This window comes from Streptomyces griseus (genome assembly GCF_001715295.1).
Classification (GTDB): Bacteria; Actinomycetota; Actinomycetes; order Streptomycetales; family Streptomycetaceae; genus Streptomyces; species Streptomyces griseus_G.
Genome location: NZ_MDKB01000003.1, coordinates 226,638 through 242,210, shown reverse-complemented (window position 1 = coordinate 242,210; position 15,573 = coordinate 226,638). Strand labels below are relative to the sequence as shown.

The 15,573-nt window shown below is 73.0% G+C and carries 11 protein-coding genes; 7 read left to right on the top strand and 4 right to left on the bottom strand.

Going from position 1 to position 15,573, the window contains the following annotated elements; all coding sequences use genetic code 11:
* The first annotated feature begins 25 nt into the window (after positions 1–25).
* Entirely contained in the window at positions 26–2,737 is a 2,712-nt protein-coding gene (gene polA, locus BA175_RS17380; protein ID WP_069172346.1) for a DNA polymerase I, read from the top strand.
* Between the two features lie 6 nt (positions 2,738–2,743).
* On the opposite strand, the gene BA175_RS17375 is transcribed toward polA, so the two are convergent.
* Positions 2,744–3,616 carry a DUF4184 family protein gene (locus tag BA175_RS17375; protein ID WP_069172345.1) on the bottom strand — a complete coding sequence of 291 codons (873 nt, stop codon included), beginning with the start codon at positions 3,614–3,616 and terminating at the stop codon, positions 2,744–2,746.
* A gap of 321 nt (positions 3,617–3,937) precedes the next feature.
* Here BA175_RS17375 and BA175_RS17370 point away from each other — a divergent pair, with 321 nt between their 5' ends.
* Positions 3,938–5,665 (top strand): lytic transglycosylase domain-containing protein, encoded by a 1,728-nt coding sequence (locus tag BA175_RS17370; protein WP_069172344.1) that lies wholly within the window; start codon positions 3,938–3,940, stop codon positions 5,663–5,665.
* A gap of 48 nt (positions 5,666–5,713) precedes the next feature.
* On the opposite strand, the gene hrpB is transcribed toward BA175_RS17370, so the two are convergent.
* Positions 5,714–8,260 (bottom strand): ATP-dependent helicase HrpB, encoded by a 2,547-nt coding sequence (gene hrpB / locus BA175_RS17365; protein ID WP_069172343.1) that lies wholly within the window; start codon positions 8,258–8,260, stop codon positions 5,714–5,716.
* A 59-nt stretch (positions 8,261–8,319) separates the two neighbouring features.
* Positions 8,320–9,144 carry a class I SAM-dependent methyltransferase gene (locus tag BA175_RS17360; protein ID WP_069172342.1) on the bottom strand — a complete coding sequence of 275 codons (825 nt, stop codon included), beginning with the start codon at positions 9,142–9,144 and terminating at the stop codon, positions 8,320–8,322.
* Positions 9,145–9,537: 393 nt separating this feature from the next.
* Between BA175_RS17360 and rpsA the strand changes: the two genes are divergently transcribed.
* From rpsA to BA175_RS17340, 4 genes are all read left to right on the top strand, one after another.
* Positions 9,538–11,052, top strand: a complete 1,515-nt coding sequence (rpsA, locus tag BA175_RS17355) for a 30S ribosomal protein S1 (protein ID WP_014045325.1) — start codon at positions 9,538–9,540, stop codon at positions 11,050–11,052.
* Positions 11,053–11,558: 506 nt separating this feature from the next.
* Positions 11,559–12,497 (top strand): PAC2 family protein, encoded by a 939-nt coding sequence (locus BA175_RS17350; RefSeq protein WP_175420860.1) that lies wholly within the window; start codon positions 11,559–11,561, stop codon positions 12,495–12,497.
* A gap of 58 nt (positions 12,498–12,555) precedes the next feature.
* Positions 12,556–13,158: a dephospho-CoA kinase gene (gene coaE, locus BA175_RS17345; protein ID WP_069172340.1), complete on the top strand. Its 603-nt coding sequence runs from the start codon at positions 12,556–12,558 to the stop codon at positions 13,156–13,158.
* 116 nt (positions 13,159–13,274) lie between these two features.
* A complete protein-coding gene (locus BA175_RS17340) occupies positions 13,275–13,655 on the top strand; it encodes a tetratricopeptide repeat protein (RefSeq protein WP_069172339.1) in 381 nt (126 codons plus the stop codon).
* Positions 13,656–13,889: 234 nt separating this feature from the next.
* Here BA175_RS17340 and BA175_RS17335 read toward each other — a convergent pair whose 3' ends face one another.
* Complete coding sequence (locus tag BA175_RS17335) at positions 13,890–14,255, bottom strand: hypothetical protein (protein WP_069172338.1); 366 nt, start codon at positions 14,253–14,255, stop codon at positions 13,890–13,892.
* A 218-nt stretch (positions 14,256–14,473) separates the two neighbouring features.
* On the opposite strand from BA175_RS17335, the gene BA175_RS17330 reads away from it, so the two are divergent.
* A complete protein-coding gene (locus tag BA175_RS17330) occupies positions 14,474–15,559 on the top strand; it encodes a slipin family protein (RefSeq protein ID WP_079159655.1) in 1,086 nt (361 codons plus the stop codon).
* Positions 15,560–15,573: the final 14 nt, after the last annotated feature.

The following is a 15,573-nucleotide window of genomic DNA, read 5'->3' as shown; positions in this document are numbered from 1 at the left end:
AGTGGTCCGTGGCAGGATCGGGGGCGTGGCTGAGACGGCATCGAAGAAGACGGCAGACAACCGACCGCGCCTGCTCCTGATGGACGGGCACTCCCTGGCGTACCGGGCGTTCTTTGCGCTGCCCGCGGAGAATTTCACGACGGCGACGGGGCAGCCGACCAATGCCGTGTACGGCTTCATGTCGATGCTGGCGAACACGCTGCGCGACGAGGCGCCCACGCATTTCGCGGTGGCGTTCGACGTGTCGCGCAAGACGTGGCGCGCTCAGGAGTTCCCCGAGTACAAGGCGAACCGTTCCAAGACCCCTGACGAGTTCAAGGGGCAGGTGGAGCTGATCGGCGAGCTGCTGGACGCGATGCGCGCCGACCGGTTCGCGGTGGACGGTTTCGAGGCGGACGACGTGATCGCGACGCTGGCCACGCAGGCCGAGGCGGCCGGGTTCGAGGTGCTGATCGTCACGGGTGACCGTGACTCCTTCCAGCTGATCACGGAGAACGTGACGGTGCTGTACCCGACGAAGGGCGTTTCGGAGCTGACGCGCTTCACGCCGGAGAAGGTGCTGGAGAAGTACGGCCTCACGCCGGCCCAGTACCCGGACTTCGCGGCGCTGCGGGGGGACCCGTCGGACAACCTGCCGGGCATCCCCGGGGTGGGGGAGAAGACGGCGGCGAAGTGGATCAACCAGTTCGGTTCGTTCGCGGAGCTGGTGGAGCGGGCCGACGAGGTGAAGGGCAAGGCGGGCCAGAACTTCCGGGACCACCTGGACGCGGTGAAGATGAACCGCGTCCTGACCGAGATGGTCCGTGACGTGGAGCTGCCGAAGCTCCCCGCCGATCTCGAGCGTGCTCCGTACGACCGCACGGCGGTCACCGGGGTGCTGGACATCCTGGAGATCCGTAACCCGAGCCTGCGTGAGCGGCTGCTCGCCGTCGATCCGGGGGCCGCCGAGGCGAAGGCCCCGGAGCCCGCGGCGGGTATCGAGCTGGACGGTGCGGTGCTGGGGGAGGGCGAGGTCGCCCCGTGGCTGGAGGCCCGTGGGCGCCAGCCCCTGGGCGTCATGACGGTGGACACCTGGTCGCTGGGCACGGGCACGGTCACGGAGATCGCGCTGGCCGCCGCCGACGGGGCGGCCGCCTGGCTGGATCCGGCCGAGCTCGGGGAGGCCGACGAGCAGGCGCTCGCCGCGTGGATCGCGGATCCGCAGCGGCCCAAGGTCCTGCACAACGCCAAGAACGCCCTGCGGGTCTTCCCGGAACAGGGGTGGCGGCTGGAGGGTGTCGCGATGGACACCGCGCTCGCCGCCTACCTGGTCAAGCCGGGGCGCCGTTCCTTCGCCCTGGACGCGCTGGCGGTGGAGTACCTCGGCCGGGAACTGGCCCCCGCCCCGGCGGCCGACGGGCAGCTGGCCTTCGGCGCGGACGACCGTGCGGAGGCCGACGCCCTGATGGCGCAGGCGCGGGCCGTGCTCGACCTCTCGGAGGCGTTCACGACGCGTCTGGAGGAGGTCGGCGCCACCGGGCTTCTGCATGACATGGAGTTGCCGACCTCGATCATGCTGGCCCGGCTGGAGCGGCACGGCATCGCCGCCGACCGGGCGCATCTGGAAGGCATGGAGCAGCAGTTCGCCGGCGCTGTGCAGCAGGCGGTGAAGGAGGCGCACGCCGCGGTGGGCCACGAGTTCAACCTCGGCTCGCCCAAGCAGCTGCAGGAGGTCCTGTTCGGCGAGCTGGCGCTGCCCAGGACGAAGAAGACGAAGACGGGCTACACCACGGACGCCGACGCCCTGGCCTGGCTGGCGGGGCAGACCGAGCACGAACTGCCGGTCATCATGCTGCGCCACCGTGAGCAGGCCAAGCTGCGGGTCACGGTCGAGGGGCTGATCAAGACGATCGGTGCGGACGGCCGTATCCACACCACGTTCAACCAGACGGTCGCGGCGACGGGGCGGCTCTCCTCCACCGACCCGAACCTCCAGAACATCCCCGTGCGTACGGACGAGGGGCGGGCCATCCGCCGAGGGTTCGTCGTCGGCGAGGGTTTCGAGACGCTGATGACGGCGGACTACAGCCAGATCGAGCTGCGGGTCATGGCGCACCTGTCGGAGGACGCCGGGCTGATCGAGGCGTTCACGTCGGGGGAGGACCTGCACACCACCGTCGCCTCGCAGGTGTTCGGCGTCGACACGTCGGCGGTCGACGCGGAGATGCGCCGCAAGATCAAGGCGATGTCGTACGGGCTGGCCTACGGTCTCTCCGCGTTCGGTCTGTCGCAGCAGCTGAACATCGAGGCCGGTGAGGCGCGCAGGCTGATGGACACCTACTTCGAGCGGTTCGGCGGTGTCCGTGACTATCTGCGCCGGGTCGTGGAGGAGGCCAGGGCCACCGGGTACACGGAGACGATCTTCGGCCGGCGCCGGTATCTGCCCGACCTGAACAGCGACAACCGTCAGAGGCGTGAGACGGCGGAGCGGATGGCGCTGAACGCGCCGATCCAGGGGACGGCCGCCGACATCGTGAAGGTCGCGATGCTGCACGTGGACCGGGCGCTGACCGGGGCGGGGCTGGCGTCGCGGATGCTGCTCCAGGTCCATGACGAAATCGTCCTGGAGATCGCGAAGGGCGAGCGGAAGCAGGTGGAGGAGATCCTGCGCCATGAGATGTCCACGGCGGTGGAGCTGCGTGCGCCGCTGGACGTGTCCGTCGGGGTCGGCACGGACTGGGAGTCGGCCGCGCACTGATCGCGGTCAGCCGGCGTCCTTGCCGGCCGGACGGGCCCGGGCGGTCTCCGCTCCGGGCCCGTCCGCGAGCCGGGTGCCGGGCCGTCCGCGCAGCCGCATCCACACCCCGTACAGCAGGAGTCCGGCGGCGAGACCCGCCCCCGCTCCGAAGCAGGCGGTGGGGATGATGTCGAGCGGGGTGTCGATGTGCCCGAAGTAGACGTACCAGCGGGCGCACCGGTGGAGTACGCCCAGCAGCACGCACACGGTGAGCAGCGCGCCGGCCCGGCGGCGCCGGCTCCGGCCGAGCACGGGTACGGACGGCGGCGGGGGGACGGGCCCGGCCTGCCGCAGACCGGCGCGGGTGAACCACACGAGGACGCTCAGGCCGACGGCCGAACTCCCGTACTGGACGAGCTGGAAGACCGGGTGGCCGCCGACGCTCCGGCCGAGGACGGGGATCAGTTCGGTGCCCCACCGGCCGTGGTGGGTGAAGGCGTCCCATACGACGTGGGTGCCCGAGCCGATGACCGCGGACAGGACGAACCACGCGGCCTCGGACGGGGCCGGGCGGCCGGGTGCCCGTGGCCGCCCCCGCAGGAAGGCGTGGACGCGCCCCTGGGAGGCGGCCGGGAGCAGCGCCACCAGGGGTTCACGCAGCATCAGCCACAGGGCGACCAGTGCTCCGGTGAGGAGCACGTCGACGGTGAGAACCCCCCACGGGGCGTGGGTCACCGCGCCGAACTCCATCGCGCCGGGGACGGCCGTGTCGGCGTAGTAGGTCAGGTCGGGTGCGAACGAACCGGCGACGAGGGCGGAGGCGGCCAGGGGGCCGCGGCCCGTTCCGGACCGGCGGATTCCCGGGAGCACGGCCGCGGCATGGCTGAGCGTGAACGGCATGGCGGCACGTATGCGTGAGCACCCGTCACCCGCACCGGGCCGCCGACCGCGCGTGTGGCCGGGGCCCGGGACCCCGGTGCGGGCCGTGCGACCTGCACCGGGACGGGCCGTCACGAAACCCGGCGGCCGGGGGAGTCGGGAACACTTCGGAGGACTTCGGAGCACTTCGGACGCGTTCGGGTACGAGGCGGCGACCGGAACGTGAAAAGTCGGTAAGAAGCGCTCGTGGGCCGGTGTTGTGGCTGCGGGAGTTGCCGTAGGGTCGCCTGAGTCCTCGCGCTGGGGAGCGCGAACAGCCGTCGACGGGGAGGACCAGAACGTATGGCAGCGCAATTCGGCCGTCGGCTTCGCAGGGGGGCCACCACCACCGCGGTGGCGGCTGCCGCGGTGGCAGCCCTGTCCGCCTCCCAGGCTCCCGGCTCGCCACTCGCCGGTAGTACGGCGGGGGGTGACCAGCCGGCAGCCGGTACCGCCGCCGACGGCGAGGGAGCGGCGACCGGCAACTCGCCGTACTACACGGACCTGCCCCCGCTCAACACCCCCGGCAAGCCCGGTACGTCCGTGAATCTGCCGGTGACCGGCACGGCGGAATCAGGCATACCGGCCTCCGTCCTGGCCGCGTACAAGAAGGCCGAGCAGGAGGTCGCGGGTACCGATCCCGCCTGCAGGCTGCCGTGGCAGCTCCTCGCCGCGATCGGCAAGGTCGAGTCGGGGCAGGCACGCGGCGGCAAGGTCGACGCCGACGGCACCACCTTCTCCCCGATCCTCGGCCCGGCCCTCAACGGCCAGGGGTTCGCCCTCATCAAGGACACCGACGGCGGTGCGTACGACGGGGACTCCACCCACGACCGGGCCGTCGGCCCGATGCAGTTCATCCCGCAGACCTGGGCGACCTGGGCGCAGGACGGCAACGGTGACGGGCGCAAGGACCCCAACAACATCTACGACGCGGCGCTGGCCGCCGGACGGTACCTCTGCGCGGGCACGCGCGACCTGGCCGTGGCCGCAGACCTCGACCGGGCCGTGCTGAGCTACAACCACTCGCGGGAGTACCTGCGCACGGTGCGCTCCTGGTTCGAGTTCTACAAGCGCGGTACCCACGAGGTTCCGGACGGTACGGGCGTCCTGCCCGCCGACAGGAGCAGCGGCTCCACCCTCTCGCCCTCGCCCACGCCGCCCGGCGGGCACACCGCCGCGGACCCGTCCCCCGGCACACCGGGCCCGGGCGGTAAGGGCACGGGCGGGAAGGGCACGTCCGGTCCGTCGCCGAAGCCGACCCCGCCCGCCGAGCCGAAGCCGCCCACCGCCGAACCGAAACCGCCCACCACCGGGCCGGCCCCCACACCGACGCCCACGCCGCCCGCGAGGTTCGGCAGCCTGGAGAACGCGGGTACCGGCCCCCTCACCGCCACGGCGGGCGAGGAGTTCGCCGAACGCGTCGGCGTGCGGGCCAGGGACACCCTCGGTGCCCCGCTCGCCGGCACGGACGTCACCTTCACGGTCACCGGCGACACGGACGCGCGCTTCGCCGGCGGGAAGTCCACGGTCACACTGTCCACCGGAGCCGACGGGACCGTCACCGCCCCGGTCCTGACGGCGGGTGAGAGGACGGGCACGTTCTCGGTGACCGCCGTCGCGGGTACCGCCGCGCCGCGCACCCTCACCTTCACGGCGACCGTCACCGCCCGCCGGGCCGACGCCATCGCCCGTATCGGCGACGAGGCCCTCACGGCCGCCGCCGGCACCGCGTTCGCCGGCACGCTCGAGGTCAAGGCCACCTACAAGGGCGTGGGTGTCGCCGGCACCGCCGTCACGGCCACGATGATCACCGAGGGGGAGACCCCCGCGGTGAACGACAAGGGCCCGTACTTCACGGACGCGTCCGGCGCCCCCGTCCGCACCCTCGGCCTGACGACCGGCGACGACGGAGTCCTGCGGCTCCCGCAGATCCACGCCGACGACACCGTGGGCACCTACACCCTGCGGATCACCACCGAGAGCGGGGCGACGGTCACCGTCGAGCTCACGGTCCAGGCGCCCGCCGCCTGATCCGTACGGGCGGGGTGCGGCCGGTGCCCACCGGCCGCACCCCGCCCGTCATCCGCGGCGCAGCCGTGCGGAGGTGAAGCGGGTCGCGGCCACCGTCGTCGGGTCCTCGGGCCACGGGTGCTTCGGGTACCGGCCGCGCAGCTCGGCCCGTACGGCCTTGTAGCCGTCCTGCCAGAACGACGCCAGGTCCGCGGTCACCGCGGCGGGGCGCCCGGCGGGCGACAGCAGGTGGACCAGTACGGGCACGCCCGCGACCCGCGGCGTCTCCCGGAGCCCGAAGAGTTCCTGGAGCTTCACCGCGAGGACGGGCTGCTCCCCGCCGTACTCCACCCGGACCCTGGAGCCGCTCGGTACCTCGATGCGCTCCGGGGCGAGCTCGTCCAGCCGGGCGGCGTCGCCCGTCGACCACGGCAGCAGCCGCCGCAGTGCCTGTCCGGCGTCGATCCGCGCCAGGTCCGCGCGGCGCCTGGCCCGCGACAGTTCCGGCTCCAGCCACTCCTCGGTGCGCGCCGACAGCGCGGCGTCCGACACGTCCGGCCACGGTGCCCCCAGGACCCGGTGCAGGAAGGCGAGCCGCAGCCGCAGCTGCTCGCTGTCGCGGGTCCAGCGCAGCATCCCGAGTCCCTCGCGCCGCAGGCCCTCCCGCAGCGCCTCACGCACCAGGCCGGGGGCCGGCTGCCGCAGCACGCGGGCCGACAGTTCGACGGCGCCCAGACGTTCCACGGCACGTGCCACCACGTCACCGTCCGCCCAGCGGACCTCCTCGCCCGAGAACTCCAGATGACCGGCCGCCAGCCGTGCCGTGTCCTCGTCGATGACCGCGGCCAGCCGCACGCGGGCCGACGCGGCGTGCGCAGGACGGTCGGCGACCGCGACGGCCAGCCAGGGGGCACCGCGCAGCCCCGACCCCTCCCCGGGCTCCGCGCCGGTGCCCGACGCCATGAGGAAGGCGCCGCCGCCCCGGGCCCGTGCCACCCGCTCCGGGAAGGCGAGGGCGGCGACCAGTCCGGCGGCCGCGTCGTCCGTGCCGGCCCCGGAGCCGCCGGTCCCCTCCCCGCCGTGCCGCCCCCGGGCCGCTCCTTCGCGGGGCGCTTCGTCGCGGGCGGACGAGAGCCTGCGGACCTCCTGCCGCCACCGTGCGGCGTAGGCGTCCCCGCCCCGCCGGGCGGTACGCAGGGCGGCCGCCAGGTCGTCCCCGTAGGCCCGGGGCGGTGCCTCGCTCAGCAGGGCCACCACCTCCGCGGCCCGCCGGGCGCCGACCTCCGGGGCGCCGTCCAGCAGGGCGCGCGCGAGGCGGGGATGCAGTCCGAGGCGGGACATCCGCGTCCCCCGGCCGGTCACCCGCCCCGCCGTATCCACCGCGCCGACCGCCGTCAGCACCTCGCGGGCGGCGGCCATGGCCCCGGCCGGCGGCGGATCGAGCAGCGCCAGGCCGGAGGCGTCCGGATCGCCCCAGCAGGCCGCCTGGAGCGCGAACGCCGTCAGGTCGGCCACCCTGATCTCCGGGGACGGGAAGCGGGCGAGCCGGCCGTCCTCGGCCTGGTCCCAGCAGCGGTACACCGTGCCCGGTGCCTCACGCCCCGCCCGGCCCGCGCGCTGGCGCCCCGCCGCCTGTGACGCCCGTACCGTCGTCAGCGCGCTCAGCCCCCGGGCGTGATCGGTACGCGGCTCCCTGGCCAGCCCCGAGTCGACGACGACCCGCACGCCGGGCACCGTCAGGGACGACTCGGCCACGGACGTCGCCAGGACCACCCGTCGCCCCCCGGGCGCCCCGGCCAGCACCGCGTCCTGGACGGCCGCGGGGGCGCGTCCGTGGACCTGGAGCACCTCGGCGGCCACGCCGTCCAGCTGCCCGGCCACCCGGCCGATCTCCCCGACACCCGGCAGGAAGCAGAGCACGTCACCGTCCCGCTCGGCGAGCGCCCGGCGCACCACGGCGGCCACGTGCGTGAGCAGCGCGGGATCGACCCGCATCCCGTGCGGCGCCCGTACGGGGACGGGCGGCGGGGCCCACACCACCTCCACCGGATGGGACACCCCCCGCGCCTCGACGACGGGCGCGTCGCCCAGCAGCCGCGCCCAGCCCTCGGCGTCCGTCGTCGCCGACGCCGCGACGAGCCGCAGGTCCGGCCTGATCGCCGCCCGTACGTCCAGGAGGAACGCGGCGACCGTGTCGGCGTCCAGGTGGCGCTCGTGGCACTCGTCGACGATCACCACGTCGACGCCGGCCAGTTCCTGGTCGCGCTGCAGCCGCTGGAGCAGGACACCGGTGGTCACGACCTCCACCACCGTCCCGGGACCCACCACGCGCTCTCCGCGCACGGTGAAGCCGACGCGTGCGCCGGGCTGTTCGCCGAGCAGCCACGCCATCCGCCGCGCCGCCGCCCGGGCCGCGATGCGCCGGGGCTCGGCGACGAGCACACGGCGCACCGGGCCGCCGCCGGTCAGTCCGGCGAGCACCAGGGGGACGAGGGTCGTCTTGCCGGTGCCGGGCGGCGCGCAGAGGACCGCCACCCCGCGGTCGTCGAGTGCCTGCTCCAGGGCGGGGACAGCGGTGCGTACGGGCAGCTGGCCGAGGGCGTCGGTACGGATCACGCACCCAGTCTCGTACGCCGGGGCCGCCGGGCGCCGCCGGGTCCGGTCCGGCCGCGCGCTCACCAGGTGCGGCGGTCGCGCTCGCAGACGAAGATCGCGGTGCCCGGGATGAGGTTGCCGCGCAGGGGGGACCAGCCGCCCCACTCCTGGTCGTTCCAGGCCGGCCACTCCGGCTCCACCAGGTCCAGGAGCCGGAAGCCGCCCGCCACCACGTCGCGTACCCGGTCCCCGAGCGTCCTGTGGTGCTCGACGTACACGGCGTCGCCCCGCTCGTCCTGCTCGACGTAGGGAACGCGGTCGAAGTAGGAGGCGGCGACGGAGAGGCCTTCCGGGCCGGGCTCGTCGGGGAAGGCCCAGCGGACGGGATGGGTCACCGAGAAGACCCAGCGGGCCCCGGGGCGCAGGACCCGGTGCACCTCGCGGAAGACCTGGACGGGGTCGGCGACGAAGGGCACCGCGCCGTAGGCGGAGCAGGCCAGGTCGAAGGTGCCGTCCCGGAAGGGGAGCCGTCCGGCGTCGGCCTCCACGAGCGGGACGTCGCCGCCGATCCGCAGGGCGTGCTGGAGCTGGCGGTGGGAGAGGTCCAGGGCGACGGGGCGGGCGCCGCGGGCGGCCAGCCAGCGCGAGCACTGGGCGGCGCCGGCGCCGATCTCCAGTACGCGCCGGCCCTTCAGGGCCTCGGCGGGGCCCAGCAGGGCGGCCTCGGCCTCGTCGAGGCCCTCGGGGCCCCAGACGAAGCGGTCGTCCCCCAGGAAGGCCCCGTGGTCGCTCTGGTACGCGTCGGCGTTCCGGTCCCACCAGCCGCGACTGGCCCGGCTGCTCTCCGCCGCACCGGCGTCCCGGCGGGTCGCTTCGGGTTCGGGGTCGTAGATCTCTTGGCTCATCGTGCCCGTCGCTGTAGTTTGCCTTCACCTGCCGCGCGGGCCGCCCCCGGGGCGTACCGGTGAGCAGGTCCGCGCGCGCCGCGTGTCCGCCGGAACCGATGTGGCCTCGGTGAACGTGAGTTGTGCCGGGATTGGGGTGTTGTGCCCCGGGTGTGCGCCTTCGCGCATTGACCCTGTCCGGCTGCCCCCGTATGCTACAAGTTGCGCTGCGAGCCTGCGCGCCTCAGACCTAGCAGGCCGCGCTCGCGTCTGTTGCATGCCCCCTCGGTTGTCGAGGTGCCTCCCGATCTCCGGGGCGGTGCTTTCCAGGCTGTCCGGCGTCTGCAGAGGCGATACGGGCTTTCGGCGTAGCAGTACCTACGACTCACTGTCCGTACCGGAGCCCTTTCCCACATGACGAGCAGCACCGAGACCACCGCCACCACTCCGCAGGTTGCGGTCAACGACATCGGCGACGCGGACGCGTTCCTCGCGGCGATCGACGAGACGATCAAGTACTTCAACGACGGCGACATCGTTGACGGTGTCATCGTCAAGGTTGACCGGGACGAGGTTCTCCTCGACATCGGTTACAAGACCGAAGGCGTCATCCCGAGCCGCGAGCTCTCGATCAAGCACGACGTCGACCCGAACGAGGTCGTCAAGGTCGGCGACGAGATCGAGGCCCTGGTTCTCCAGAAGGAGGACAAGGAAGGCCGCCTGATCCTCTCGAAGAAGCGCGCTCAGTACGAGCGTGCCTGGGGCACCATCGAGAAGATCAAGGAAGAAGACGGCATCGTCACCGGTACCGTCATCGAGGTCGTCAAGGGTGGTCTCATCCTCGACATCGGCCTCCGCGGCTTCCTCCCGGCGTCGCTCGTCGAGATGCGTCGTGTCCGCGACCTCCAGCCCTACGTGGGCAAGGAGCTCGAGGCCAAGATCATCGAGCTGGACAAGAACCGCAACAACGTGGTCCTGTCCCGCCGTGCCTGGCTCGAGCAGACCCAGTCCGAGGTGCGCCAGACGTTCCTCACCACCCTGCAGAAGGGTCAGGTCCGCTCCGGCGTCGTCTCCTCGATCGTCAACTTCGGTGCCTTCGTGGACCTGGGCGGCGTCGACGGTCTCGTGCACGTCTCCGAGCTCTCCTGGAAGCACATCGACCACCCCTCCGAGGTTGTCGAGGTCGGCCAGGAAGTCACCGTCGAGGTCCTCGACGTGGACATGGACCGCGAGCGCGTCTCCCTGTCGCTCAAGGCGACGCAGGAAGACCCGTGGCAGCAGTTCGCCCGCACGCACCAGATCGGGCAGGTCGTTCCCGGTAAGGTCACCAAGCTCGTTCCCTTCGGTGCGTTCGTGCGCGTCGACGAGGGCATCGAGGGTCTGGTCCACATCTCCGAGCTGGCCGAGCGCCACGTGGAGATCCCGGAGCAGGTCGTCCAGGTCAACGACGAGATCTTCGTCAAGGTCATCGACATCGACCTCGAGCGCCGTCGCATCAGCCTCTCGCTGAAGCAGGCCAACGAGGCCTTCGGCGGCGACCCGGCTTCGGTCGAGTTCGACCCGACGCTGTACGGCATGGCCGCGTCGTACGACGACCAGGGCAACTACATCTACCCCGAGGGCTTCGACCCCGAGACCAACGACTGGCTCGAGGGCTTCGAGGCGCAGCGCGAGGTCTGGGAGACCCAGTACGCCGAGGCGCAGCAGCGCTTCGAGCAGCACCAGGCCCAGGTCATCAAGTCCCGCGAGGCCGACGAGGCCGCTGCGGCCGAGGGCGCTGCGGCCCCGGCCGGTGGCAACGCCCCGGCTGCCTCCGGCGGCAGCGGTGGCGGCTCGTACTCCTCGGAGTCGGCGGACAACTCCGGCGCCCTGGCGTCGGACGAGGCCCTGGCCGCGCTGCGCGAGAAGCTGGCCGGCGGCCAGAGCTGACGCTCTGATCCCGGTCGCTCATCGGCTGCGGTAGCTGGAGAGCTGTAGGTGAGGCCCGCTCCCTTCGGGGGGCGGGCCTCACTCGTGTCTCCGGCTGTCGTCGTACCGCGGACGAGCGGAGGCCGTACGTCTGCGGCGGGGCGGGAGCCCTTCCCGGGGCTGCGAACCGGCCCCGGCCGTGCGGTGCGTCGCGGCCGCCGGAGCGGCTCGCCGTCCGGGCTTCCGCCCTCCTGCGGCCCCGGGCCGCACCGGCGCGGGGGGCCACCGACCGGCAGGAGGGGCCCGGAGGCGCCGGCCCGCGGACCGCTCAACAGGCGGCCGGGCATGACTAGTTCGCCGTTGACCGCCTCACCGCACCGAATCCGGCAGCGCGTAGCCCGCACGGCGGCCGTGGCGTGCGCCCGCGCACACCCGCGTCCTCGCACGAGGAGCGAAAGCGGCGCGGACGGGAATGCGGGCGCCGCGCGGGGTGTTGTCTCCGGGGAACACGAGGAGGAGCGGTAACCGTGCCTGATCCGCAGAGTTTGTACGAATGGGAGCCGAAGGGCCTGGCCGTCGTCGACATGGCGCTCGCCCAGGAGTCGGCCGGCCTGGTCATGCTCTACCACTTCGACGGATACATCGACGCGGGCGAGACCGGCGAGCAGATCGTCGACGGCCTGCTCGAGACGCTGCCGCACCAGATCGTGGCCCGCTTCGACCACGACCGTCTCGTCGACTACCGAGCGCGCCGCCCGCTGCTGACATTCCGGCGCGACCGCTGGACGGCCTTCGAGGCCCCGACGCTCGACGTGCGGGTGGTGCAGGACGCCACCGGCGCGCCCTTCCTGCTGCTGTCGGGGCCCGAGCCCGACGTGGAGTGGGAGCGGTTCGCCGCCGCCGTCGAGGAGATCGTCGAGCGGCTCGGTGTCCGCCTGGCGGTCAACTTCCACGGCATTCCGATGGGAGTCCCGCACACCCGCCCGGTCGGCCTCACCCCGCACGGCAACCGCACCGACCTGATGCCCGGTCACCGCAGCCCGTTCGAGGAGGCACAGGTCCCCGGTTCCGCAGAGGCGCTCGTCGAGTACCGGCTGATGGAGTCCGGTCACGACGTCCTCGGCGTCGCCGCCCACGTGCCGCACTACGTCGCCCGGTCCGCCTACCCGGACGCCGCCCTCACCGCGCTCGAGGCGATCACCGCGGCGACGGGCCTCGTCCTGCCGACGGTGGCGCACACGCTGCGCACGGAGGCGCACCGGACCCAGACCGAGATCGACCGGCAGGTCGGCCAGGGCGACGAGGAACTCGTCGCCCTCGTCGAGGGTCTGGAGCACCAGTACGACGCGGTCGCGGGCTCCGAGACCCGCGGCAACCTCGTCGCGGAACCCTCCGACCTCCCCTCGGCCGACGAGATCGGCCTCGAGTTCGAACGCTTCCTGGCCGAACGGGAGGGTGACTCCTGAGCGGCCGGTCGCTGACGGCCCGGGCCACGGGCCACAGGGAAGCCGTTAGGCTCGGCGCATGCTGAAAGTGGGCCTGACCGGCGGGATCGGCGCCGGCAAGAGCGAAGTGTCACGACTGCTCGCGGGCTACGGCGCCGTGGTGGTCGACGCCGACAGGATCGCGCGTGAGGTCGTCGAGCCCGGTACCCCCGGGCTCGCTTCCGTGGTGGAGACCTTCGGTCCCGGCGTGCTGGCGGCCGACGGCACGCTGGACCGGCCCGCGCTCGGCGCGATCGTCTTCGCCGACCCGGACCGCCTGGCGGCGCTCAACGCCATCGTCCACCCGCTCGTCGCCGCCCGCTCCGCCGAGCAGGAGAGGGCGGCGGGCCCGGACGCGGTCGTCGTCCACGACGTCCCGCTGCTCACGGAGAACGCCCTCGCCCCCCTCTACGACGTGGTGGTCGTCGTGGACGCCGCCCCCGAGACCCAGCTCGACCGGCTCGTACGGCTCCGCGGCATGACCCCGTCCGACGCCCGCGCGAGGATGACGGCGCAGGCCGCGCGGGAGCAGCGGCTGGCCGTCGCCGATCTGGTCATCGACAACGACGGGCCCCTGGAGGAGCTGGAACCGCAGGTCCGCAAGGTCTGGGCGGAGCTGAAGGAGCGGGCCGCCGACCGCTGAGGCGCGGCCTGAGGGGGGCACGAGGAGCGCGTACCGTGCCCCCGGGCGTGGCCGGCCCGGAATACCGGCAGCCCGCGCCACGTTGAAGACCGGAAGGCCAGGGGAAGGATGTGACGGTGCCCGAGAACAACCCGGAGACCCATGTCATCGATTTCCGGGCGGCGGAGCAGCTGCTCGCCGCGCGGGACCCCCGGGGTGCGGTCAAGCTCCTCGACTCGGTGATAGCCGCCCACCCGGAGAACACGGCCGCCCGCCTCCTGCGCGCGCGGGCTTTCTTCGCTGCGGCACAGCTGCGTCCGGCGGAGCTGGAGTTCGAGCTGGTCCTGGAGAGGGAACCGGACAACGCCTTCGCGCACTTCGCCCTGGCCCGCACCTTCCAGCGCGCCGGCCGCCCGGAGCAGGCGACCCGGCACTTCCGGCTGGCCGCCGCACTGGACCCGAACCCGGAGTACCTGCGGGCGGCCCGCTTCGACGACCGCCCTGACGACCGCTCCTGACCGCGATCACCCCCGACGCGACTGTCCCTGACGCCCACCGCTCCTGACGGCGACTGTCCCCGACCGTGGTCCGGGCGGCCGCTTCCCCCACGTCGGACGGATCACCGGCGGCGCCCGGACGGCGTTCCCCGCGGCCGGAGGCGGACGAGGACGTGCGCCCGGGCCCGGCCGTCCGGTGTCGGGGGCGCGGGAGCCCAGTGTGGTGCGGAGAGCGGGGAGGCCGGGGCCCGGCGGTCAGTGGATGAACCGGTAGCTGCGCCAGGGCAGAGTGCGCGGGGCCGTGACGTCGGTGACCGTGGTGGGCACATAGGTGGTCCCGCTTCCGGTGCAGTCGGGTGTGCGGTACAGGACCATGTCGATGAGGGTCCTGTTGGCGACCGTCTGCGCCCCGGCGGGCGCCATGCGGTGGCACCCCTTCACCGACGGGCTGTGCACGCTCACGACCATGTCGCCCCCGGTGGTGTAGGTGACCGGCCCCACAGCGGTCCGGCCCAGGCCCGAACAGCCCGAGACGGTGAGCGTGAGCAGTGCGGCGCCGACGGCGACGCCCGCGCGGCGCCGGCGGAGGTCGGTGGGGAGGGCTGTCGCGGTGACGGACATGGCGGGGTCCTCGTCTGCTCGTCCGGCTCATCGGTACGTCACAGAGACGTGCTGGCGCTGGCCACCCTGCCCGGTCCCGGAGGGGCCGGCATCCGGTGCGCGGCCGGCCGGGCCACGGGCACCCGGACAGGGGTTCGACGAGTGCACAAAGCAGGCATATCGTGGTAAAAGGCGCTCGGGTAGACGCTCGGACGCACTGTCTGAGGCAGGGGGCCGTGATGGTGCAGGTGCTTGTGATCGCAATCGTGGCGATCTGTGCGGTCGCCGCGGTGTATGCCATGTCGGCGGCGCGGGTCGTCAAGCAGTACGAGCGGGGCGTGGTCCTCCGGTTCGGTCGGCTGCACGAGCGGGTGCGTCCTCCGGGTTTCACGCTGATCGTTCCCGGCATGGACCGTCTCCACAAGGTGAACATGCAGATCGTGACGATGCCCGTCCCCGCGCAGGACGGGATCACGAGGGACAACGTGACGGTCCGCGTGGACGCGGTCATCTACTTCAAGGTCGTGGATCCGGCGAGCGCCGTGATCGCAGTGGAGGACTACCGGTTCGCCGTCTCGCAGATGGCACAGACCTCCCTCCGGTCGATCATCGGTAAGAGCGACCTGGACGATCTGCTGTCGAACCGGGAGAAGCTCAACCAAGGGCTGGAACTGATGATCGACAGTCCGGCGGTCGGCTGGGGTGTGCAGATCGACCGTGTCGAGATCAAGGACGTGTCGCTGCCCGAGACCATGAAGCGCTCCATGGCACGGCAGGCCGAGGCCGACCGGGAGCGGCGCGCACGGGTCATCAACGCCGACGCGGAACTCCAGGCGTCGAAGAAGCTGGCCCAGGCGGCCCACGAGATGTCGGCCCAGCCGGCGGCGCTGCAACTGCGTCTGCTGCAGACCATCGTCGCCGTCGCGGCGGAGAAGAACTCCACGCTGGTGCTGCCGTTCCCCGTCGAGCTGCTCCGCTTCCTGGAACGTGCTGCACAGCCGCCCCAGGCAGCGCGGAGTACGGACGGGGCCGGGCCGTCGCAGGACGAGCCGGAGCAGCCGGCGACGGGGCCGGACCGGGCGGAGGCACCGGCCACCGAGCCGTCACCGCCGGACGGGCTCACGCCGGATCCACTCGCCGGTCCGGGTGCCCACCAGCCGCCGGGCACCCGGACCCCGCTGCCCGATCCGCTCGCACCCGATCCGGTGCTGCCGGACCCGCTGCTGCCGGACCTGGGGCTGCCCGACCCGCTGGACCCCGCGCCACCGCCCGACCGGGCCGCAACGGACGAGGCTCGCACCGATCGGGCCGACGGTTCGGGCTGAGTTCCGGCCGCTCT

What these genes read in the sequence shown, in the direction of transcription:
- BA175_RS17330 (WP_079159655.1), top strand. Translation starts at nt 14,474, where the DNA reads ATGGTGCAGGTGCTTGTGATCGCAATCGTGGCGATCTGTGCGGTCGCC.
- BA175_RS17360 (WP_069172342.1), bottom strand. Translation starts at nt 9,144, where the DNA reads ATGAGCCAAGAGATCTACGACCCCGAACCCGAAGCGACCCGCCGGGAC.
- BA175_RS17375 (WP_069172345.1), bottom strand. Translation starts at nt 3,616, where the DNA reads ATGCCGTTCACGCTCAGCCATGCCGCGGCCGTGCTCCCGGGAATCCGC.
- BA175_RS17370 (WP_069172344.1), top strand. Translation starts at nt 3,938, where the DNA reads ATGGCAGCGCAATTCGGCCGTCGGCTTCGCAGGGGGGCCACCACCACC.
- rpsA (WP_014045325.1), top strand. Translation starts at nt 9,538, where the DNA reads ATGACGAGCAGCACCGAGACCACCGCCACCACTCCGCAGGTTGCGGTC.
- BA175_RS17335 (WP_069172338.1), bottom strand. Translation starts at nt 14,255, where the DNA reads ATGTCCGTCACCGCGACAGCCCTCCCCACCGACCTCCGCCGGCGCCGC.
- coaE (WP_069172340.1), top strand. Translation starts at nt 12,556, where the DNA reads ATGCTGAAAGTGGGCCTGACCGGCGGGATCGGCGCCGGCAAGAGCGAA.